The organism is Leifsonia sp. 10N434 (genome assembly GCF_056394405.1).
In genome coordinates this window covers 208,793-228,193 of sequence record NZ_JBFTHV010000004.1, presented here as the reverse complement: position 1 = coordinate 228,193, position 19,401 = coordinate 208,793, and the positions used below count along the sequence as shown (strand labels likewise).

General features: G+C 71.8%; 20 protein-coding genes. 12 read left to right on the top strand and 8 right to left on the bottom strand.

Going from position 1 to position 19,401, the window contains the following annotated elements; translation table 11 throughout:
- The first annotated feature begins 2 nt into the window (after window positions 1-2).
- From AC1DB1_RS12435 to AC1DB1_RS12420, 4 genes are read left to right on the top strand one after another with little or no spacing between them, the layout of a single operon-like run.
- A complete protein-coding gene (locus AC1DB1_RS12435; protein ID WP_477200982.1) occupies window positions 3-1,994 on the top strand; it encodes a formylglycine-generating enzyme family protein in 1,992 nt (663 codons plus the stop codon).
- Window positions 1,991-3,178, top strand: a complete 1,188-nt coding sequence (locus tag AC1DB1_RS12430; RefSeq protein ID WP_477200981.1) for a CaiB/BaiF CoA transferase family protein — start codon at window positions 1,991-1,993, stop codon at window positions 3,176-3,178. Before AC1DB1_RS12435 ends, AC1DB1_RS12430 begins: the two co-directional genes overlap by 4 nt.
- A complete protein-coding gene (locus AC1DB1_RS12425) occupies window positions 3,175-3,990 on the top strand; it encodes an HpcH/HpaI aldolase/citrate lyase family protein (RefSeq protein WP_477200980.1) in 816 nt (271 codons plus the stop codon). The genes AC1DB1_RS12430 and AC1DB1_RS12425 overlap by 4 nt, the downstream gene beginning before the upstream one ends.
- Window positions 3,987-4,766, top strand: a complete 780-nt coding sequence (locus AC1DB1_RS12420) for an alpha/beta hydrolase (protein WP_477200979.1) — start codon at window positions 3,987-3,989, stop codon at window positions 4,764-4,766. The genes AC1DB1_RS12425 and AC1DB1_RS12420 overlap by 4 nt, the downstream gene beginning before the upstream one ends.
- A 21-nt stretch (window positions 4,767-4,787) precedes the next feature.
- Here the strand turns inward: AC1DB1_RS12420 and AC1DB1_RS12415 are convergent, their stop codons facing one another.
- The 3 genes from AC1DB1_RS12415 to AC1DB1_RS12405 form a co-directional block, all read right to left on the bottom strand.
- A complete protein-coding gene (locus tag AC1DB1_RS12415; RefSeq protein ID WP_271175333.1) occupies window positions 4,788-5,123 on the bottom strand; it encodes a hypothetical protein in 336 nt (111 codons plus the stop codon).
- A gap of 135 nt (window positions 5,124-5,258) precedes the next feature.
- On the bottom strand, window positions 5,259-6,164 hold the full coding sequence (locus AC1DB1_RS12410; RefSeq protein WP_477200978.1) for an aminodeoxychorismate lyase: 906 nt from the start codon (window positions 6,162-6,164) through the stop codon (window positions 5,259-5,261).
- Window positions 6,165-6,168: 4 nt separating this feature from the next.
- A complete protein-coding gene (locus AC1DB1_RS12405) occupies window positions 6,169-6,444 on the bottom strand; it encodes an acylphosphatase (RefSeq protein ID WP_271175331.1) in 276 nt (91 codons plus the stop codon).
- Window positions 6,445-6,485: 41 nt separating this feature from the next.
- Between AC1DB1_RS12405 and AC1DB1_RS12400 the strand changes: the two genes are divergently transcribed.
- Window positions 6,486-8,069 (top strand): DUF7059 domain-containing protein, encoded by a 1,584-nt coding sequence (locus AC1DB1_RS12400; RefSeq protein WP_477200977.1) that lies wholly within the window; start codon window positions 6,486-6,488, stop codon window positions 8,067-8,069.
- Here AC1DB1_RS12400 and AC1DB1_RS12395 read toward each other — a convergent pair.
- Window positions 8,029-8,568, bottom strand: a complete 540-nt coding sequence (locus tag AC1DB1_RS12395) for a metallophosphoesterase family protein (RefSeq protein WP_477200976.1) — start codon at window positions 8,566-8,568, stop codon at window positions 8,029-8,031. The two genes, AC1DB1_RS12400 and AC1DB1_RS12395, sit on opposite strands and share 41 nt — an antisense overlap.
- Window positions 8,569-8,650: 82 nt before the next feature.
- Here AC1DB1_RS12395 and AC1DB1_RS12390 point away from each other — a divergent pair, with 82 nt between their 5' ends.
- The 4 genes from AC1DB1_RS12390 to AC1DB1_RS12375 all read left to right on the top strand — a co-directional run bounded on the left by AC1DB1_RS12390 (window position 8,651) and on the right by AC1DB1_RS12375 (window position 14,487).
- On the top strand, window positions 8,651-9,682 hold the full coding sequence (locus AC1DB1_RS12390) for an aldo/keto reductase (RefSeq protein ID WP_477200975.1): 1,032 nt from the start codon (window positions 8,651-8,653) through the stop codon (window positions 9,680-9,682).
- Window positions 9,683-9,713: 31 nt separating this feature from the next.
- Window positions 9,714-11,123, top strand: coding sequence for an MFS transporter (locus tag AC1DB1_RS12385; protein ID WP_477200974.1), 1,410 nt, complete (start codon window positions 9,714-9,716; stop codon window positions 11,121-11,123).
- Between the two features lie 95 nt (window positions 11,124-11,218).
- The gene (locus AC1DB1_RS12380) at window positions 11,219-11,479 is read left to right on the top strand and encodes a hypothetical protein (RefSeq protein ID WP_477200973.1); all 261 of its coding nucleotides are present in this window, start codon (window positions 11,219-11,221) and stop codon (window positions 11,477-11,479) included.
- A gap of 74 nt (window positions 11,480-11,553) precedes the next feature.
- On the top strand, window positions 11,554-14,487 hold the full coding sequence (locus AC1DB1_RS12375; RefSeq protein ID WP_477200972.1) for a helix-turn-helix transcriptional regulator: 2,934 nt from the start codon (window positions 11,554-11,556) through the stop codon (window positions 14,485-14,487).
- A gap of 19 nt (window positions 14,488-14,506) precedes the next feature.
- Here AC1DB1_RS12375 and AC1DB1_RS12370 read toward each other — a convergent pair whose 3' ends face one another.
- Window positions 14,507-14,902, bottom strand: a complete 396-nt coding sequence (locus tag AC1DB1_RS12370; RefSeq protein WP_271175325.1) for a TraR/DksA family transcriptional regulator — start codon at window positions 14,900-14,902, stop codon at window positions 14,507-14,509.
- A 125-nt stretch (window positions 14,903-15,027) separates the two neighbouring features.
- Between AC1DB1_RS12370 and AC1DB1_RS12365 the strand changes: the two genes are divergently transcribed.
- Complete coding sequence (locus AC1DB1_RS12365; RefSeq protein WP_477200971.1) at window positions 15,028-15,318, top strand: hypothetical protein; 291 nt, start codon at window positions 15,028-15,030, stop codon at window positions 15,316-15,318.
- Between the two features lie 51 nt (window positions 15,319-15,369).
- Here AC1DB1_RS12365 and AC1DB1_RS12360 read toward each other — a convergent pair whose 3' ends face one another.
- The 3 genes from AC1DB1_RS12360 to AC1DB1_RS12350 form a co-directional block, all read right to left on the bottom strand.
- Window positions 15,370-15,855 carry a glutathione peroxidase gene (locus AC1DB1_RS12360; protein WP_477200970.1) on the bottom strand — a complete coding sequence of 162 codons (486 nt, stop codon included), beginning with the start codon at window positions 15,853-15,855 and terminating at the stop codon, window positions 15,370-15,372.
- A gap of 81 nt (window positions 15,856-15,936) precedes the next feature.
- Window positions 15,937-16,866: a sulfurtransferase gene (locus AC1DB1_RS12355; protein WP_477200969.1), complete on the bottom strand. Its 930-nt coding sequence runs from the start codon at window positions 16,864-16,866 to the stop codon at window positions 15,937-15,939.
- 85 nt (window positions 16,867-16,951) lie between these two features.
- Entirely contained in the window at window positions 16,952-18,337 is a 1,386-nt protein-coding gene (locus AC1DB1_RS12350; protein ID WP_477200968.1) for an L-serine ammonia-lyase, read from the bottom strand.
- Window positions 18,338-18,496: 159 nt separating this feature from the next.
- Here AC1DB1_RS12350 and AC1DB1_RS12345 point away from each other — a divergent pair, with 159 nt between their 5' ends.
- Both AC1DB1_RS12345 and AC1DB1_RS12340 read left to right on the top strand, forming a co-directional pair.
- Window positions 18,497-18,733: a helix-turn-helix domain-containing protein gene (locus AC1DB1_RS12345; protein WP_271175320.1), complete on the top strand. Its 237-nt coding sequence runs from the start codon at window positions 18,497-18,499 to the stop codon at window positions 18,731-18,733.
- Window positions 18,726-19,271 (top strand): Clp protease N-terminal domain-containing protein, encoded by a 546-nt coding sequence (locus AC1DB1_RS12340; protein WP_477200967.1) that lies wholly within the window; start codon window positions 18,726-18,728, stop codon window positions 19,269-19,271. Before AC1DB1_RS12345 ends, AC1DB1_RS12340 begins: the two co-directional genes overlap by 8 nt.
- The last annotated feature ends 130 nt before the right edge of the window (window positions 19,272-19,401 follow it).

Genomic DNA, 19,401 nt, shown 5'->3' with positions numbered 1-19,401 from the left:
TGGTGCCGCGCGCGATCGACCTGCCCACCGTGCTCCCCGTCGGAGGCGCGATCGACCCGGCGGTCGGAGACATCGCGAAGATCTTCGCGGCCCCCGACGATCCAGCCGACTGGCCGGCCTGGCGCGCCGATCTCGCGACGTGGCGCACCGAGGCCAGGGAACGCCTCGCGTACAGCGGCGACGCCTACGAGCGCGACGAGACCGGCTGGGCGCGACGGGCGTACAGCGTCGCGCAGATCTGGCTGTGGGACGAGCGGCTCTTCGACCATGAACGCCAGCGGTTCACGGTCGACGCGTTCCTCGACAGCGTCTCCGATCACGGCGGTCTCGACGGCGTCGTGCTCTGGCACGCGTACCCGCTGATCGGCATCGACGACCGCAACCAGTTCGACTTCTATCGGGACGTCCCGGGCCTGGATGCCGTGGTCGCCCGCCTGCACGAGCGCGGTGTCCGCGTGTTCGTCGACTACAACCCGTGGGACACCGGCACACGGCGCGCCGCCGGTGATGACGCGGCCGAGCTCGCGGCCCTGGTCGAGCACCTGGGTGTCGACGGCGTCTTCCTCGACACCATGAAGGAGGGCGACTCGCGCCTGATCGACGCGCTGCGGAACGCACACCCGCCGCAGGTGCTCGAGGGCGAGTCCCGTGTGCCGAACGCCAGGGTCGAGGATCACCAGCTGAGCTGGGCGCAGTGGTTCGCCGACTCCGACGCGCCCGGCGTCATGCGCGCCCACTGGTACGAACGACGCCACATGATGCACTCGACCAGGCGCTGGAACCGCGACAACAGCGATGAACTGCAGTCCGCGTGGATGAACGGCACCGGGATGCTCGTCTGGGACACCGTCTTCGGGGTCTGGGTCGGCTGGAACGAGCGCGACAAGTCGACCCTCCGTCGCATGCTGCGCGTTCAGCGCGCGCTCACCGACCTCTTGGTCGAGGGGGAGTGGTCACCGCTCGAGGGAGCGTCGGAGTCGGCCCTCCAGGCCGGTGTATACGTCTCGCGGTATGCGAAGGACGGCGCCACGCTCTGGACGATCGTGAACCGCGGAACCGCCCCGTGGAGAGGAGACCCTGTCGCGGTCGATCCGCTGCCGGGATCCCGCCGATTCGACGTGACCGCAGGGCTCTCCGATGTCCGCGCGGTGACGGTCCCGGCCCGCGGTGTCACCGGCATCCTCGAGCTGGCACCCGGTGCGACGGTTCCATCGCAGCTCAGCGCCCTGCTCGCCGAGGGTGCGGCCGACGCTCCGTCGACGGACGCGGCGTTCCCGGCGAAGACGGCCGTGCGTGCCATCCCTCGGCGCTCGGCGACCGCGTCGGCGCCGGCGGATGCGATCATCGTCGAGCCGGGCGAGCGCGAGGTGACGGTCACGTTCCGGCGACGCGAGACGGGCTTCTACCAGGGCGCCCCGTACGTCGAGGAGTGGAAACCGCTGCCTCCGCGGCTGCACGACGACCGCGCGGAGACCGTCGCCGTCGCGATCCAGGGACGGGTGGCCGTCGCGGCCCGCGAGGTGTCCGCCGGCGAGTTCGCGGCGTTCCTCAGCTCGACCGGATATCGCCCGACGGTCGAAGCGCGCTTCCTGGTCGGGGCACTCGACGGGCAGCTCGACGCTCCGGTCACCGGCATCTCGCTCGCTGACGCGCGCGCCTATGCCGGATGGGCGGGTGCGCGGCTCCCGACGGAGTTCGAATGGCAGCTCGCCGCCCCGCAGGCCGGGTTCGAACGGCGGGCGCCCGCCGTCTGGAACTGGACGGAGAGCGAGCACAGCGACGGCATCACCCGGTTCGTCATGCTCAAGGGTGGCAGCGAGCACGTCTCGAGCGGGTCGGACTGGTACACCGACGGCGGCCCGCGCGAGCCGTCGTTCAGCCTGAAACTGCTGCTCGCAGGGCTCGGGGTCGAACGGTCGTCGAGCATCGGGTTCCGGCTCGCCTGGGACGGCGCGGACGACACCGCAGACGGAGACGCGGAGGAGAAGCGATGAGTGCACCCCTGGAGGGCATCCGGGTTCTCGACGTGTCGACGCTGTTCGCCGGTCCGCTGGCGGCGACGTTCCTCGGGGACTTCGGCGCCGACGTGATCAAGGTCGAGCATCCGTCGCGTCCCGACGCCGCGCGCGGCCACGGTCCGGCCAAAGACGGCGTGAACCTCTGGTGGAAGACGCTCGGCCGCAACAAGCGCACCGTGACGATCGACCTCGGCTCGCCCGACGGCGCCGATCTGCTGCTGCGTCTCGTAGCCGATGCCGACGTGCTGATCGAGAACTTCCGCCCCGGCACGCTCGAGCGCTGGGGGCTGGGACCGGATGCCCTGCACGCGGTCAACCCGCGGCTGGTGGTCGCGCGCGTCACTGCGTTCGGGCAGTTCGGGCCATACTCGGGCCGGCCCGGCTTCGGGAGCCTGGCCGAGGCGATGAGCGGCTTCGCGGCCCTGACCGGCGAGCCGGACGGCCCGCCGACGCTACCGCCGTTCGGACTCGCCGACGGAATCGCCGCCCTGTCGACGGCATACGCGGTCATGGTGGCGCTGCGCGGCGCCGAACGCGACGGTCACGGCCAGGTGATCGACCTGGCGATCATCGAGCCGATCCTGATGCTGCTCGGCGGGCAGATCACGGCGTACGACCAGCTCGGAACGGCGCAGCCGCGCACCGGGAACCGCTCGGTGAACAACGCCCCGCGTAACGTCTACCGCACGGCCGACGGCGACTGGGTGGCCGTCTCGACGAGTTCGCAGTCGATCGCCGAACGGGTGCTGACGCTCGTCGGGCGCCCAGAGCTCATCGCCGAGCCGTGGTTCGCGTCCGGTCACACCCGCGCCGAACACGCCGATGAGCTCGACGCCGCCGTCTCGGCATGGATCGCCGCACGCCCGACCGAGATCGTGGTCGACGAGTTCGAGCGTGCCCAGGCCGCTATCGCGCAGGTGTACGACGTGCGCGGCATCCTGGCCGATCCGCAATACCAGGCGATCGGCACCGTGCAGACGGTGGACGACGACGAGCTCGGGCCGGTCAGGATGCAGAACGTGCTGTTCCGCCTCTCCGAGACGCCCGGGGCGATCCGCTGGGCCGGGCGGCCGCACGGGCGCGACACCGACGAGGTGCTGGCCGAGGTGGGCGTGACCCGCGACCAACTCGACGCTCTGCGGGCCAAGGGGGTCGTGTGAGCGCCCGGGTCGTCACCGGGCTCTACGTGCCCGGCGACCGGCCGGACCGGTTCGACAAGGCGGTCGCGACCGGGGCCGACCTCGTGATCCTGGACCTCGAAGACGCCGTCGCCCCGGGCGCGAAGGGCGTCGCCCTCGACGCCGTCGTGTCCTGGCTCCGCGCGCGCGTCGCACCAGCGGGCGCGCACGAAGGGCCCCGGCCCCTCGTGCAGGTGCGGGTCAACCCCGGCGCCGACGACGAGCTCGCTGCGCTCCGGGCCACCGGCGCGGCCATCGAGCTGCGGGTGCCGAAGGTCGACGGCGTCGCCGAGCTCGATCGCATCGCCACGCTGACCGGCGGGCGTCCGATCACGGCACTCATCGAATCGGCGCGCGGCGTCGAGAACGCCGCGGCGATCGCGGCGCATCCGGCTGTCACGCGTCTCGCTCTCGGCGAGTCCGATCTCGCCAGCGAGCTGGGGAGCCGTGATGACGCCGTGATCGACTACGCCCGCGTGCGGCTGCTGTTCGCGGCCCGCGCGGCCGGGCTCCCCGCACCGATGCTGTCCGCCTACCCGGACATCCGCGATCTGGACGGTCTGCGCGCGGACACCGAGCGCGGGCGACGGCTGGGGTGGGTGGGGCGCACCGCCGTGCATCCGAGCCAGCTCGCCGTGATCGAGGCGGTCTTCGCACCGACAGCGGACGAGCTCGCCTGGGCCGCCGCCGTGGTCGAGGCGGTCGAGCGTGGCGGCGTCGCGACGCTGGACTCCGGCGAGATGGTGGACCCGGCGATGCTCGGCCGGGCGCGGTCCATCCTCGGGCGCCCGTGATCGCGAACCGGTCGTTCGCGAGCGACGCCCTCGGCGAGCGACTGCGGTACCGCGTGGTGCGAGGGCAAGGCGAGGGACCGCTGCCCGTCGCCTATCTGCTCCACGGCCGCGGTGACACGGCCGCCTCGTGGGAGCCCGTGCTCGACGACCTGGCCCGCCTGCCGCTGATCGCGATCATGCCGGACGCCCCCTGGAGCGCACGCGCGAGCTATTACGTCGACTCGCAGCACACCGCCGGCCGCTCCGTCGAGCGCGCCATCGCCATCGACCTCGTGGCCGAGGTCGACCGGACGTTCCCGACGATCGCCGATCGAGCGCACCGGATCGTTGCCGGCTACTCGATGGGCGGATACGGTGCCGTGCGCCTCGGTCTCGCGCATCCGGACGTCTTCTCAGGCGTAGCGGCACTCAGTCCCGCCGTGTACGTGCCCGAGCCGCCGGCCGGATCGTCCGCACGGGAGGCCGGAGCGTTCGGGAGCGGGCAGGTGGTGTTCGACCCCGCGCGCTATCGCGAGCTCGCGTATCCCGCCCTGCTCGCCGCGTATCCCGCCGACCTCGACCTGCGGGTGGCGGTCGCGGCGGGAGGGACCGAACCACCGCATCCCGGCGCACCGGCGGCCCTCGCGATCGCGACCCAGGCGCGGGCCTTCGCCGAGGCCGCCGACCGCACGCCGGGGATCCACGCCACCTATCGGGAGTACCCCGGCGGCCACGATTTCGGGGTGTGGCGTCCGGCGCTGCTCGACGCGCTCAGGCAACTGCTGCCGCCCCGCTGACGGCGGGCTGCCGCGGCTCCCTCAGCGGCGCTCGACCTTGTCGAGCATGCCCCACACCGCCTCGCTGAGTTCCGGATGCTCGAGCGCGATGCGGCGCAGCACCTCGTACTCGAAACGCACGAACAGAGCACGACCGGCGGCGGGATGGTGGGCCCGCGCCTGCTCGTCGGCGAGGTCGAACATGTCGATCGCGACCGAGCGGAGGGCGATCACCACCTGCTCGTCGACGCTCGGGAGTTCTGGGATGAACTGCCACGGGTCCTCGCCGGCGCGGCAGCGGTGCTCGATGATGGCGGACAGCTCGTCGCGGGCCTGCTGGCGCAGGACTTCGACACTCGTGGGCACCTGATCCGCCACGGCCGTCCTCCTCCTGCACGTCTCGGGTCGTCGTCCCGACCGCCGCTCCCCACGGCGTGCGAACAGCCTACGACGGCTTTCCTGAGGAGACGATTCCCCGGGCAGATGACGGACGAGCGTGTCGGCGCGACGGACTCAGCTCGTGCGGGCGAGCAGGAACGCGTTCAGCGCTGCGGTGCGCTCGGCGTCCACGGTGAACGGCGTTCCGTCGAGGTCGGTGACCGGAGCGGCCTGGCGCACGCTCGAGACGAGCCACAGCTCGTCGGCCGTCGCCAGCTCGGCGGCCGGGATGCGCTCGTAGACCGTGTCGAAGCCCTGCTCCTCGAAGAACGCGAACACGCTGGCCTGGGTGGTCCCCGCCAGGATGCCCTGGTCGGTCTGCGGCGTGCGAACCGTGTTCCCGTTGCGCACGATCACGTTCGAGGTCGGGCCCTCCAGAGCGAAACCGTCGGTGCTGACGAAGATCACATCGTCGGCGCCGCGGCGGGCGGCCTCGCGCAAGCCAGCGCGGTTGGCCGCGTAGGAGAGCGTCTTCGCGCCCTGCAGCAGCCACGGCGAGGTCTCGGCGACGTCGTGCCGGTAGCCGCGGTCGAGGGTGACGACCCGGATGCCCTGCCGCGCGGCCGTGAAGTCCTCGGCCGTGTCCACGAACACCCAGCCGCTCGGGCGGCCCGTGCCCTCGACGCCGCGCGTGAGGATGAGCTTGGCGTACAGCTCGCGCGCGTCGCCGCCGTTGCTGCGGTGGGTCTCGATGCCGGCCAGCACAGCGCGGCGCCAGACGTCGAGGTCGGGCTCGGCGAGGTCGAGCAGCTTCGCAGAGTGGGCAAGACGCTGCAGGTGAGGGTCGAGCGCCTGCGGGTGGCCGTCGACGACGCTGATCGTCTCGAAGACGCCGTCTCCACGGGTGAGGCCGAGATCCATCAGCCGCACCTGCGGGGCATCCGCGTCGACCGCCTCGAAACCGGATCCTGTGTCGCCCTCGGCGGCGGAGCCGGGAGCGGAGGTCGGACGGGTGATGGTCAGCAGCGTCGCACGAGTCATACCCCTATTGTGACTCCCGGATGCGGAACGCGTCGTCGCCGTCGGGTGGGAGTTCCGCGACGGTGACTCCCGTCACCTCGGAACCGGGAGGTCCCTGCCGGAGCCAGGCGAGCATCCGATCGACCGGTTCCTGTTCGCCCTCGATCTCCACCTCCACCGAGCCGTCCGCGCGGTTGCGTGCGAAACCCGTGACGCCGAGCCGGTGCGCCTCCTCCCGCGCGCTCCAGCGGAAGCCGACGCCCTGCACCATCCCCGTGACGATCGCGTGCCTTCTGATCATGGCTCCATTGTGCTCTTCACGACCGGCCGGGTTGGGCGCCGATGCGGGCGGTGCGTTTGAATGGGGCAGTGACCTCGCCCCTCGTGAACGCCCTCCGCTCCGACCTGCAGGCTGCCGGATTCACCGTGAGCGCGCTCGACGCGCTGTGGGGGAGCGCCGGTGCCGAAGCCCTGCACCGCGCCCACCGCATCCCCGCGCTCCGTGCGCTCGCCGCCCATCGCGCGCGGAGCGGGACGTCGGCATTGGCCACGCTCGCCGAGCTGTTCGTGCTCGGGCGCGCCGTCCCCGTCGACGCGCTGGCCGAGGCGCTGCCCTCGCTGACGGCACGCGGCGCCGAGCAGCTCGAGCTGGTGCGCCTGACCGCTGGGAACGCCGAGCCCGCCGTCGACCTGCGCCCGTACAGCTTCGTCGATGAGCGCGGCGCCGCCGAATGGTGGATCGTCTCCGACCTCGGCGAGCTCGCGCTCGGCCACGCCCTGCCGGTCGACCATGTGCTCGGCGTCGGGGGCGCCTCGCTCACCCTGAGCGGGCTGATGCTGCAGCGCCCGGTCGAGCGTGCCCTCGACCTCGGCACCGGATGCGGGATCCAGGCCATGCACGCGTCGCGCCATGCCCGCCGGGTGGTCGCCACCGACATCTCGCAGCGCGCGCTCGACCTGGCGGCGCTCAACGCCGAGCTGAACGGGATCGACTCGATCGAGTTCCGGCTCGGCAGCCTGTTCGAACCCGTCGCGGGCGAGACGTTCGGCCACATCGTGTCCAACCCGCCGTTCGTGATCACGCCGCGCGGCGACGGCGTTCCGGAGTACGAGTACCGCGACGGCGGCCTGGTGGGCGACGCGTTGGTCGAGACCGTCATCCGCACGGCGGCCGAGCACCTCGAGCCGGGTGGAGTGGCGCAACTGCTGGCGAACTGGGAGTACCGGGGCGCGGGAGACGGCCTCGACCGCGTGGCCGGCTGGCTGGACGCCTCGGCGGTGGACGTCGACGCCTGGGTGATCGAGCGCGACGTCGAGGATGCCGCGCAGTACGCGGAGACCTGGATCCGCGACGGCGGCACCCGGCCGGGAACCGACGAGTTCGATCGTCTCTACGATGCGTGGCTCGACGATTTCAGTGCTCGTGACGTGGAGGCGGTCGGGTTCGGCTACGTACTGCTGCGACGGCCGCTCTCGGGCGCGCCGACGCTGCGCCGTCTCGAGCGGCTGCACGGCTCGCTCGGCGCCAACGAGGCCGGGCTGGGGGTCGCGCTCGGCGCTGCCCTCGGCGCCCACGACCTGCAGGCGTCGCTCGACGACCGTGCGCTCTCGGCCGCCCGTCTCGTGGTGGCGGGCGACGTCACCGAGGAGCGGCACTCCTGGCCCGGCGACGAGGCGCCGACGGCGATGCTGCTGCGGCAGGGCGGCGGGTTCGGGCGCGCCGTGCAGGGCGACACCGCTCTGATCGCACTGGTCGGCGCGAGCGAAGGCGAGCTGACGGTCGGCGCGATCATCGGCGCCATCGCCCAGCTGCTGGAGGTCGACGAAGCCGCGCTCTCCTCCGAACTGCTGCCGGTCGTGCGGGCCCTGATGGTCGACGGCTTCCTCAGCCTCGCTGAGGACGAGGAGCGTCCCGCCGCACCGTGACGAGCTCGACGTCGCCGAGCGCGCCGTCGGCGATCACCGCCGTCAGGTAGGTGCACTCCGGCTGTCTCCTGCGGTCGGTGGAGGAGCCGGGGTTGAGCAGCCGGAGTCCGTTCGCGGCCGTCGTGTCCCAGGGGATGTGGCTGTGACCGAACACGAGCACGTCGGCGTCCGGGAACGCCAGCGCGCACCGCTGCTCGCGGCCGGCGGCCGGTCCGGTCTCGTGGACGACGGCCAGCCGCACCCCGCCGAGTTCGACGTCGGCGACCTCGGGCAGGCGTGCGCGCAGGTCGCTCCCGTCGTTGTTCCCGTAGACGCCGACCACGCGCTTCGCGCGGGCCTCCAGCAGGTCGAGCGTCGCCACATCGACCCAATCGCCCGCGTGCACCACGACATCGGCCGCAGCCACCGCGCGCCAGACCTGGGCGGGGAGCTCCCTCGCGCGCTTCGGCACGTGCGTGTCGGACACGATGAGGAGGCGGATCGTTCCGGTGTCGCTCATCCCACCAGCGTACGAGTGGCGGTGACAGCAGCGATGATGGCAAACGGTTCGCAAATGCGCCGGCGAGGATTAGCGTCGAAGTATGGAACTGCGAACCCTCGGAAACAGCGGGACGATCGTCTCGGAATACGCACTCGGCACCATGACCTTCGGCGCGGAAGCCGACGAGAAGACCTCCCACACCATCATCGACACCTATCTCGACGCGGGCGGCACGTTCATCGACACCGCCGACGTGTACAGCAGCGGAGGATCCGAGACGATCATCGGCCGCTGGCTCGCCGACAACCCCGGCCGCCGCGACGACGTCGTCATCGCCACCAAGGGGCGCTTCCCGATGGGGGACGGCCCCAACGATCTCGGCCTCTCGCGCACCCATCTGCGCCGCGCCCTCGATGCGTCGCTCTCCCGGCTCGGTGTCGAGCACATCGACCTGTACCAGATGCACGCCTGGGATGCCCTCACCCCGATCGAGGAGACCCTGCGCTTCCTCGACGACGCCGTGACCAGCGGCAAGATCTCGTACTACGGCTTCTCGAACTACCTCGGCTGGCAGCTCACCAAGGCGGTGCAGGTGGCCGTGGCGCACGGCTGGGCGCCGCCGGTCACGCTCCAGCCGCAGTACAACCTCCTCGTGCGCGGGATCGAGCACGAGGTCGTGCCAGCAGCGCTCGACGCCCGCATCGGCCTGCTGCCCTGGTCTCCGCTCGCTGGCGGCTGGCTGAGCGGCAAGTACACCCGCGACCAGGCGCCGACCGGCGCGACCCGCCTCGGGGAGAATCCGAAGCGCGGCATGGAGGCCTGGGAGAAGCGCAACGCCGACCCGCGCGTCTGGGAGATCATCGACGCCGTCGGCGAGATCGCGACCGAGATCGGAGCATCGCCGTCGCAGGTGGCGCTCGCCTGGCTCGCCGACCGGCCGGCGGTGACGTCGGTCATCCTGGGCGCCCGCACCATCGACCAGCTCACCGACAACCTCGGAGCAGCGGACGTCTCCCTCAGCGATGAGCAGGTCGGCCGGCTCACCGAGGCGAGCCGGCCGGACGCCGACGACTACCCCTACGGGGAGCCCGGCGTTCAGCAGCGGCACCGCAAGGCCGAGGGCGGCCGGTGAGCGAACAGCCCCTCCGGCCGGTGACGGGCGGGTGACCGGCCGCCGCCAGCTGGCCCTGACGCTCCTGGTCGCCGGCACGTTCTTCATGGAGAACCTCGACGGCACCATCCTCGCGACGGCGGCGCCGACGATCGGCCGTGCCTACGGCATCGACTCCGCCGCCGTCGGCCTGGCGATCACCGCCTACCTGGTCACGCTCGCGGTGCTCATCCCGATCTCCGGATGGCTGACTCAGCGCCTCGGGGCGCGCACGGTCTTCGCGGGCGCGATCGCCGTGTTCACGATCGCCTCCGTGCTGTGCGCCGCCAGCAGCGACCTGGCCCAATTGACGGCGATGCGCATCCTGCAGGGCGCGGGCGGAGCGATGATGGTGCCGGTCGGACGGCTCGCCGTGCTGCGGGTCACCGAGAAGAAGGATCTGGTGCGCGCGATCGCGTGGCTCACCTGGCCGGCGCTCGCCGCACCCGTCGTCGCCCCGCTGGTCGGCGGTCTGCTCGTCACGTACGCGAGCTGGCAGTGGATCTTCCTGCTCAACATCCCGCTGGGCGTCGTCGCGTTCGTCGCCGCCCTCCGGCTGACCCCGGTCGAGCCGGAGACCTCGCGCGCGCCACTGGACGTGCTCGGCTTCGTGCTCACGTTCACCGGTGTCGGTGGCATCGTCGTGTTCGGCGCGCTGCTCGCCGACCCGTCGGCGCCCATCGCGGCGACGATCGTCTCGGGTGCAGCGGGTGCGCTGCTCACGGCCGCGGCGCTCTGGCACCTGGGCCGGGCCGCGCATCCGCTGCTCGACCTCCGGGCGTTCCGGATCGAGACGTTCCGCGTGACGCATGCGGGCGGGTCCCTGTTCCGCCTCACGATCTCCGCCGTGCCCTTCCTGCTGCCGTTGTTCTTCCAGGACGCGCTGGGCTGGTCGCCCGTGCAGGCGGGCGCCGTCGTGCTCACCCTGTTCGTCGGCAACCTGGTGATCAAGCCGGCGACGACGCCGATGCTGCGCCGCTGGGGCTTCCGAACGGTGCTGATCGTCTCCACCGCGGGAGCGGTGCTCAGCATGATCGCCGCGGCGTTCATCGCGCCGCTCACCCCGATCGCGGCGATCGTGGTGCTGCTCGTCCTCAGCGGCATGACCCGTTCGACCGGCTTCACCGCGTACAACACGATCGCCTTCGCCGACGTCCCCCGCGACGAGATGACCGGTGCGAACACGCTGGCGTCGACCGTTCAGCAGATCGCCGCCGGTCTCGGCGTCGCGGTCGGCGCCGTCGCCCTGCGCTTCGGCGGTCCGTTGGCGCAGCTCCTCGGGCTCGGCGGCCCGGCGGGAGCGTACCGGGTGGCCTTCGTGCTGATCGGGCTCATCACGGTCGGCTCGGTGGTCGAGGCCGTCCGCCTGTCGTCCGGTGCCGGCGAGAACATCCGCCCGGTGCCCGTCGCCCGACGCGTCTGAGGTGCTCTCCGAGCGCAAATAGGGCATCTTCCCGATGTCCCCGCCTCTCCTTAGAGAACAGGCTGAGGGTACCGAAAAGGGCAGGGGAGAGAACGATGTTGTTGGCAGAGGAATTCATCACACACCGGATCGACGCGCGCGAGACCGCGGAGCGGGAGCGCGAGCGCGAGCTGCTGCGGACGATCCGCTCGGAGCGCGACGCCCGGCGGAACCCGCGGAGCGCAGCTCGGCGGGCCGAACGACGCACCCCGGCGGTCGCTCCGGCGGTCGCGGCGGCAGCGCCCGCGACCGCCCGGCCGGCGGCACCGGCGAGCTCCGCGAACGCGGTGCGGGAGCTGGAGCCGGCCGGTCGGTGAGCGCCGTTTCGCCCGTGGCGAAGCCGGTCGTCGTCGAGGGTCATGATGTCGGTGGTCCGTGGCACGATGATGCCATGCGATCACCGGCGTCGAGCGCTTCGATGATCGGACGGGAGTCCGATCTCGCTGCGCTGCGCGACGAGCTGCAGGTCGTGACCGATGGGGAGCCGCGTGCCGTCGTCATCGGCGGCGAAGCCGGCATCGGCAAGACACGTCTGCTCGACGAGTTCCGCGCAGAAGCCGCCGATTCCGCGCTCGTCCTGACGGGCAAGAGCGTCGACCTGGGCACCGACGGGGCGCCGTACGCACCGTTCACCGGCATCCTCCGCCAGCTGGTCGACGCCATCGGCATCGAGGCCGTGCTCGAGGCCGCCGGGCCCGGTTCCGGGGTGCTGTCCGTGCTCCTCCCCGAGCTGAGCGCGGTCGAGGGCGTCCCGCCGCGCACCGGCGTCGAGCGGCTCTACGAGCTGATCACGGTGCTGTTCGAGAACGTGTCGTCTGCTCGGCCGGTCGTCGTGATCGTCGAAGACATCCACTGGGCCGACACCGCGACGCTCGAACTCGTGCGCTTCGTGATCCGGATGATCGCCAGCGGGCAGCTCCTGCTGCTGCTCAGCTACCGCAGCGACGAGGTGCTCCGCGGGCATCCCCTGCGTTCGTATCTGCCGGAGCTCGATCGCACCCGGCGCGTCACCCGGTGGGAGCTGCGCCGGCTCGACCGCGCCCAGGTCGCTGAGCAGGCCGAGCTCATCCTCGGGTGCGTGCCGGACTCCGAGACCGTCGACCGGGTGTACCAGTTGAGCGAGGGCGTCCCGTTCTTCGTCGAGGAGCTCGTCGGGATCGACCACCTCGGCACGGGTGAAGACCTGCCGGAGACCCTGCGCGAGCTGCTGCTCGCGCGCTACGAGCGGCTGAGCGAGCCGACCCAGCGCATGCTGCGGCTCATCTCGGCCGGAGGCATCTGCGTCGACCACGAGCTGCTCGAGGCGGTCTTCGAGGGATCCCCCGACGATCTCGACGCCGCCGCCCGCGAGGCCGTCGTCGCCAACGTGCTGAGCGCCGACACGACCGAATACACCTTCCGGCACGCGCTGGTGCGCGAGGCGATCCACGCCGATCTGCTGCCGGGAGAGCGCACGCGCTTCCACACCCGCTACGCGCAGGCGCTCGAACACGGCAACGGGCGCGACCGCTCCGCCAGTCAGGTGAGCTACCACTGGATGGCCGCCCACGATCTGCGGCGTGCATTCATCGCCACGCTCGAGGCCACGGAGGAGGCACGACTGTCGTACGCCTACCGCACCGCCGCGGCGATGGGCGACCGCGTGCTCGAGCTCTGGGATCAGGTCGACGACGCGGAGCAGCTCGCCGGGCGTCCGCGCGTCGAGGTGCTGTCGCGCACGGCCTCTGCGCTCCGGAACGCCGGGGACAGCGAGCGGGCGCTCGCGCTGGTGAACGCGGCCCTCGCCGACCCGGATGCGCTTGCGCCCGGCACCAGGGCGCGGCTGCTGCGCGACAAGGCCCAGTACCTCGCCAACATCAGCCGGCCGGGTTCCGTCGAGGCGCTGCGCGAGGCGCTCGACATCGCGCCGGTCGACCCCGACGACCGGCTGCGGCCGCAGCTGCTCGCGGAGACCGCCGGCCGGCTCATGATCGAGGCGCGGTTCTTCGAGGCGGCCGCGATGGCCACCTCCGCGATCGACGAGGCCGGGGACGATGCCGGCGCGCGCAAGTCGATCGCGCACACGATCCGCGGCATCGCGCTCATCGACGGCGGAGAGATCGAACAGGGCCTCGCCGATCTGGAGTCCGCCCGTCGGCTCGCCGGATCCGACACCGGGCCGCTCCTGCGGTACTCGGTGAACGCCTCCGACGCCATGTATCTGCTGGGCCGGTACGACGACGCCGTCGAGATCGCCACGGCCGGCGCACGCCTCGCGCGCGACCGCGGGGTCGAGCGGACGTCGGGCGTGATGCTCTCGTCGAACACCGTCGAGCCGTTGCTCGCCCTCGGCGAGCTCGACCGCGCCGAGTCGGTGCTCGAGCCCGCGCTCGCCCTCGACCCTCCGCCCGGATTCCGAGTGCATCTGCAGCGCATGAAGCTCTGGCTCACCCTGTGGCGCGGGGATGCGTCGCGCGCGGATGAACTCGTGCGTCGCTGGCGCCCCGGGATGCTCGTGCAGAGCGAGATCGAGATGCAGTCGCGCCTGGGCTTCGCCCGGCTGGCCGCCGAGGTCGCCGTCGCGCGCGGGGACTCCCGTCGCGCGTGGGCCGACGCACGCATCATCACGACCGACGCGTGGCGCTCCGTTCCGTCGTACGATCTGCCGCTGCTCGCCGTGGGCGCCCGTGCGCTCGCCGGTATCGCCGCCGAGCAGGCGATGCGCGGCCCTGCCGACGCCGAGGAGCCGACGATCGACGTCGCCGCCGAGGCCGAGGCGCTGGAGCAGATCCTCGGCACCCTCGGTGGCTGGCCGACGGCCGTCGCCTGGGGGCCGGTCGTCCGTGCCGAGCTGGCCGAGGTTCAGGCGGCGCTCCCGACCGATCCGGCGCATCCGGTGCCGTCGACCGTCGGTGCCTGGGAGGAGGCGGTCGAGGCCGTGTCGACGTCCATCGCCCCCGTGCATCTGCTCCCGTACGCGCGACTGCGGCTCGCCGAGTCGTACGCCGCGCACGGCGATCGCGTCGCCGCCGTCGATGCGGCCTCGGCGGCGCGCGACCGGGCGGACGAGCTCGGCCTCGGACTGATCGTGCGCGCCGTCGACGACCTGCGCGAGCGCGCCGTGCTGACACGTCACAGCGGCGCGCGCACCGCGGACACGGCGCTCACCGAGCGCGAGGCGCAGGTGCTCGCGCTCATCGAGCAAGGGCTGAGCAACAAGCAGATCGGCGAGCGGCTCTACATCAGCGCGAAGACCGCCAGCGTGCACGTCTCGAGCATCCTCAAGAAGGTCGGCGCCACCTCGCGCACCGAGGCGGTGTACCGGGCGGCTCGCGTCGCGCGCTGATCTGTGGGGAGATGCCCGCTCAGCCGTCGACGGTCATGGCGCAGGCGATGCACAGCTCGGCGGTGGGCCGCGCGCGCAGGCGTTCGACGCCGATCATGCGATCGCAGCGCATGCAGCGGCCGTAGGTCCCCTCCTCGATCCGCGCGAGCGCCGCATCCACCGCCACGATGTCGTCAGCGGTCTCACCGCGCAGCGCCTGCAGCCTGCTCCACTCGTACGACAGCGTCGGACCCTCCGGATCGTGCTCGTCGTCCGCCGATTCCCCTCGGGCGGACAGCACGACCCCCAGCGATTCGGCCAGGTGCTCCGCCTCGCCGAGGTCCTTCGCCCGGCGATCCTGCAGCAGCGCGGCCAGTTCGTCCAGCTCGGCCGTCGCGAGTCCCTCGTCGTCCACCATGTCTTCCCTCAGCATCATCGCCCCCTGCTGCCGGCTCCGCGGCCGGCCCCGATGCCGGCCGGTGCGCCCGACGTCACCGTGGTGACGAGGGTACGCCCCGCCGGCACGAAATCCTGCACCCACGCCTCGCGTAGGCTCGAACGGTGCCATCGTTCCGAGTGACCGTCGCCATCGGAGCGCTGCGACCCGGCGTGCGTCCGGACGCCGTGCTCCCGGCCGCCGCCGACGCCGCGGCCGACCTGACCGTCGTCGAGGCGTCCAGCGTCGACGTCGTGCGCAGGGAGGCGCGGCTCACCGTGCGCTTCACCGCCGACACCGTCGACGAGGCGATCGCTGTCGCCGAGCACACGGTGGAGCGTGTCGGCTCGCTCGCTCAGACCGGCGCCTGGGCCGTCACCGAACGCGTGGGCGGCCGCTGGTTCCGGCGCGCCTGAGAATGCGGCCCGCCTGAGACTGCGGCCAGCCTGAGCATCCGGCCTGCCGTGTCAGTGGACCGGCAGGGACGCCTCGATCAGGCCGACGATCTCCGGCGCATCCGGCTCGACCGTCGGACGGAAGCGGTGGACGGCGCCATCGGGCGTGATCACGAACTTCTCGAAGTTCCACTTGACCTTGCCGGCCTTGCCCGCGGCATCCGGTGTCTTCGTGAGCTCGGTGTAGAGCGGGTGGGCCGACTTGCCGTTGACCTTCACCTTGTCCATCATCGGGAACGTGACGCCCCACGTGGTGGAGCAATATTCCTTGATCGCGTCGGTCGAGCCGAGCTCCTGCAGGAACTGGTTGCTCGGGAAGCCGATCACGGTGAAACCGCGGTCGCCGTACGTCTCCTGCAGCTTCTCGAGCTTCTCGTACTGGGGAGCGAGACCGCACCGCGAGGCGACATTGACGATCAGGATGACCTTGCCGTCGTAGGCGGCAAGTGAGGTGGGGGCGCCGTCGATCGTCGTGAGGGGGATATCCGTGAGGTTCATAGTGCGAGCATAAGCACGCTCAGCGCGACGGTCACCAATTAATTGCATTCATGCAGGGTTGTTTCAGACAGCAGCGCGGCGTCAGGCAGGGAGGGTCGCCAGCGGTGCGTGAGGATCGGCCGCCCACTCGTTCAGCGAGCCGTCGTAGACCGCCACATCGGTGCGTCCGAGCAGCGCGAGCGCGAGCGCGTCGGAGGCCGCCGCGATGCCGCCGGCGCAGTAGGCGACGATGCGATCGTCGGAGGCCAGAACCTCTGCGAACGTCGTGCGCAGTACCGACGGGGGAAGGAACGCGTTCGTCTCGCGGTCGACCAGCCGGATGGCGGGTGCGCTGACGCTCCCCGGGATGTGACCGAGGCGGGGGCGCTGCCCGGCTTCTCCGGTGAACTCCGCCGGCGGGACGGCGCAGAGCAACGTCGCGCGCTCCGAGCCGTCGACGATCGCGGCCACGACGTCCTTCTCCACCCACGACTCCGGGCGCTCGGACGCGACGAACGTCGCGCCGCCCCTGGGCTCGACGTGGCCGCGCTCCGTCGGGCGCTCTTCGGTGTGCCACTTCGTGAAGCCGCCGTCGAGCACCGCGACGCGGTCGAACCCGAACGCCCGGAACAGCCACCACACGCGGGCCGCCCAGGTGCCGACCGCCGCGTCGTAGACGACCACGGTCGTGTCGTTGTCGATGCCGACCGCCGCTGCAGCAGCCTCGAAGGCCGCCGCATCCGGGCGGGTGAAGGGATACGCTCCCGACGGATCGCTGAACACGTCGAGCAGGTCGGCGAACACCGCGCCCGGGATGTGCCCCTGCACGAGGAACCCGTCGAGGCCGCTGAGGTAGCCGGTGCGGCCGTCGGCACGCGTGGTCGGCACGACCGTCGCGTCGAGCACCACGAGACCGTCGGAGCCGAGGTGGTCGGCGAGCCACTGCGTCGAGACGAGGGGCCGGTCGATGTCCGGGCCGACGACCGGCGTCGCGGGGCCGGTGACGGTCAGGGTGTCGGATGCGCTGCTCACGCGACCACGCTAACCAGCGGTCGTGTGCGCGCCTACGAGTGCCGCAACAGGGCGTAACCGCGCGCGACACACGCCGTAATGCCGGTCAGCACTCGATGACGTTGACCGCGAGACCGCCCTCGCTCGTCTCCTTGTACTTCGTCGACATGTCGAGGCCGGTCTGGCGCATCGTCTCGATCACCGTGTCGAGCGACACGAGGTGCGAGCCGTCGCCGTGCAGCGCGAGCCTGGCAGCCGACACCGCGGTCGACGACGCGATCGCGTTGCGCTCGATGCACGGGATCTGCACGAGGCCGCCCACCGGATCGCAGGTCAGCCCGAGGTGGTGCTCCATCGCGATCTCCGCGGCGTTCTCGACCTGCTGCGGCGTTCCGCCGAGCACCGCGCAGAGCGCGCCGGCCGCCATGGCGCACGCCGAGCCGACCTCCGCCTGGCAGCCGCCCTCCGCACCCGAGATCGACGCGTTCGCCTTGAACAGCGAGCCGATCGCCGTCGCGGTCAGCAGATACTGCCGGATGCCCTCGATCGACGCCCCGGGCACGAACCGCAGGTAGTAGTGGGCCACCGCCGGCACGATGCCGGCCGCCCCGTTGGTCGGCGCCGTCACGACGCGTCCGCCCGAAGCGTTCTCCTCGTTGACGGCCAGCGCGAAGGCGTGCAGCCACTCGATGGACGTATCGCGCCCCGGCTGCTGCTCGGCCGCCTCGAGGTGTTCGCGCATCGCCGCGGCACGGCGCTTCACCCCGAGTCCGCCCGGCAGCGTCCCGTCGCCGGCCAGGCCGTTCGCGACGCATTCGGCCATCGCCGACCAGATCAGGTCGAGGCGCTCACGCGTCGCCTCCGCGCCGTGGATCGCGGCCTCGTTGCGCCGGGCGACTTCGCAGATCGGGATGTCGAGCTCGGCGCACAGCCGCAGCAGCTGCTCCGACGAGTCGTAGGGGAGGGGATGCTCGGCGCGGGCCGCGAGATCCGCCTCTTCGCCGTCGCGCCGGATGAAGCCGCCGCCGATCGAGTAGTAGGTCTCCTCGCGGAGGGGGAGCACCGCCGTGGAGCCATCAGGTGCCGTGCCCCACGCGCTGAGCGTGAGGGCGTTCGGATGCCCGGGGAGGCGGGTGCGCGGCTCGAACGCGATGTCGTCCCTGGCGATCGGTACCGGATGCCGACCGGCGAGCATCAGCGTCGCGTCGTCGCCGAGCGCCGACCATGCTCCCCGGACGTCGTCGGGGCGGCAGGTCTCCGCCGCGAGTCCCGAGAGCCCCGCGATGATCGCGTCGGGCGTTCCGTGGCCGATCCCCGTCGATCCGAGGGAGCCGTAGAGCGTGCAGGTGACGTGGGTGACGCGGTCGAGCATCCCGTCGTCGGCGAGGCGGTCGGCGTACGCCTTGGCCGCCCGCAAGGGTCCGACGGTGTGCGAACTCGACGGGCCGATGCCGATCGAAAAGAGGTCGAAGGCCGAGACGTACGCTGTCACGTCCTCCAGCTTACGTCGCCCGTCGTGCATGATTCCTGCGTCTGGCTGCGCATTCGCGCACGGATCCGGTGCAGAGACCTCTCGGCACGGCAGCGCGCGGAAACTGTGAGTTAAGCAACTTCGGTTGACAAATGGAAATAAGCAACTTAGGTTGCTTACATGGTTCCCACATCACCGCCGCCGCTCGGCGGGGCCGCAGACGGCCTCGCGTCCGTCGTCGCCCTGCGCGAGCTCGCCGACCGTCTCGAAGACGCCGAGGTCGAGCGTGCACTGCGCGACGGCTGGTCCTGGCCGCAGATCGCCGAGGCTCTCGGCGTCACGCGGCAGGCCGTCCACAAGAAGCACCTCCGGCGCGTCGCAGGCGCCGGCATCGAACTGAGGAGACGCAATGGCTGAGAACACCCGCACCGGCGGCATCGAGGGCCGCGACGACCCCCGACTGTCCCGCGCCCTGCGCGGCGTCGTCATCGAGGCGGTCGCCGAGGCTCAGCGCCGTGGCGCACCGACCGTCGAAGCCGAGCACCTGCTGCTCGCGCTGTCCCTCGAGGTCGCCGGCCCGGCCGCTCACGCGCTGGCCGCAGCCGGCCTCGACCACACCGGCATCGAGCGCGCGCTCCGTGCCGAACGGGAGGCCGGACTCGCGGCCGCCGGCGTCGCACCGATCCCGGATGAGCGCCTGCGTGCCGCTCCCCGCCTCCAGCGTCCGCGCTGGGGTGCCTCCGCACGAGAGGCCCTGGTGAGCGCCCACCGGCTGTCCGCGCGCACGCGCCGGCCGGGTCCGGGCGGCCGCGCAGGCCACGGCGCCGGTCTCGGTTCCGGCACGGCCGACGTCGATCTGCTCAGGGCGTTGCTCGCGATCGAACTCGGCACCGTGCCCCGCGCCCTCGCCCTCGCCGGCGTCGACCGCCAGGCCATCCTCTCCGCCGCGGCCTGATCCCGCCGATCCCACGCATCCGCTCGTTGCTCGTCCCGCGTAAGCACACGTAAGCCCGGTGTAAGCGCCGTGCAAGCACGGTGTAAGCGGCGCCCCGCACCATGAATCCCATCATCACTTCATTAGGAAG

Excerpts from the sequence above, each read along its gene's own strand:
- AC1DB1_RS12375 (WP_477200972.1), top strand. The coding sequence starts at position 11,554 with ATGCGATCACCGGCGTCGAGCGCTTCGATGATCGGACGGGAGTCCGAT.
- AC1DB1_RS12345 (WP_271175320.1), top strand. The coding sequence starts at position 18,497 with ATGGTTCCCACATCACCGCCGCCGCTCGGCGGGGCCGCAGACGGCCTC.
- AC1DB1_RS12340 (WP_477200967.1), top strand. The coding sequence starts at position 18,726 with ATGGCTGAGAACACCCGCACCGGCGGCATCGAGGGCCGCGACGACCCC.
- AC1DB1_RS12430 (WP_477200981.1), top strand. The coding sequence starts at position 1,991 with ATGAGTGCACCCCTGGAGGGCATCCGGGTTCTCGACGTGTCGACGCTG.
- AC1DB1_RS12380 (WP_477200973.1), top strand. The coding sequence starts at position 11,219 with ATGTTGTTGGCAGAGGAATTCATCACACACCGGATCGACGCGCGCGAG.
- AC1DB1_RS12370 (WP_271175325.1), bottom strand. The coding sequence starts at position 14,902 with ATGATGCTGAGGGAAGACATGGTGGACGACGAGGGACTCGCGACGGCC.
- AC1DB1_RS12360 (WP_477200970.1), bottom strand. The coding sequence starts at position 15,855 with ATGAACCTCACGGATATCCCCCTCACGACGATCGACGGCGCCCCCACC.
- AC1DB1_RS12405 (WP_271175331.1), bottom strand. The coding sequence starts at position 6,444 with ATGATCAGAAGGCACGCGATCGTCACGGGGATGGTGCAGGGCGTCGGC.
- AC1DB1_RS12390 (WP_477200975.1), top strand. The coding sequence starts at position 8,651 with ATGGAACTGCGAACCCTCGGAAACAGCGGGACGATCGTCTCGGAATAC.
- AC1DB1_RS12395 (WP_477200976.1), bottom strand. The coding sequence starts at position 8,568 with ATGAGCGACACCGGAACGATCCGCCTCCTCATCGTGTCCGACACGCAC.
- AC1DB1_RS12410 (WP_477200978.1), bottom strand. The coding sequence starts at position 6,164 with ATGACTCGTGCGACGCTGCTGACCATCACCCGTCCGACCTCCGCTCCC.
- AC1DB1_RS12400 (WP_477200977.1), top strand. The coding sequence starts at position 6,486 with ATGCGGGCGGTGCGTTTGAATGGGGCAGTGACCTCGCCCCTCGTGAAC.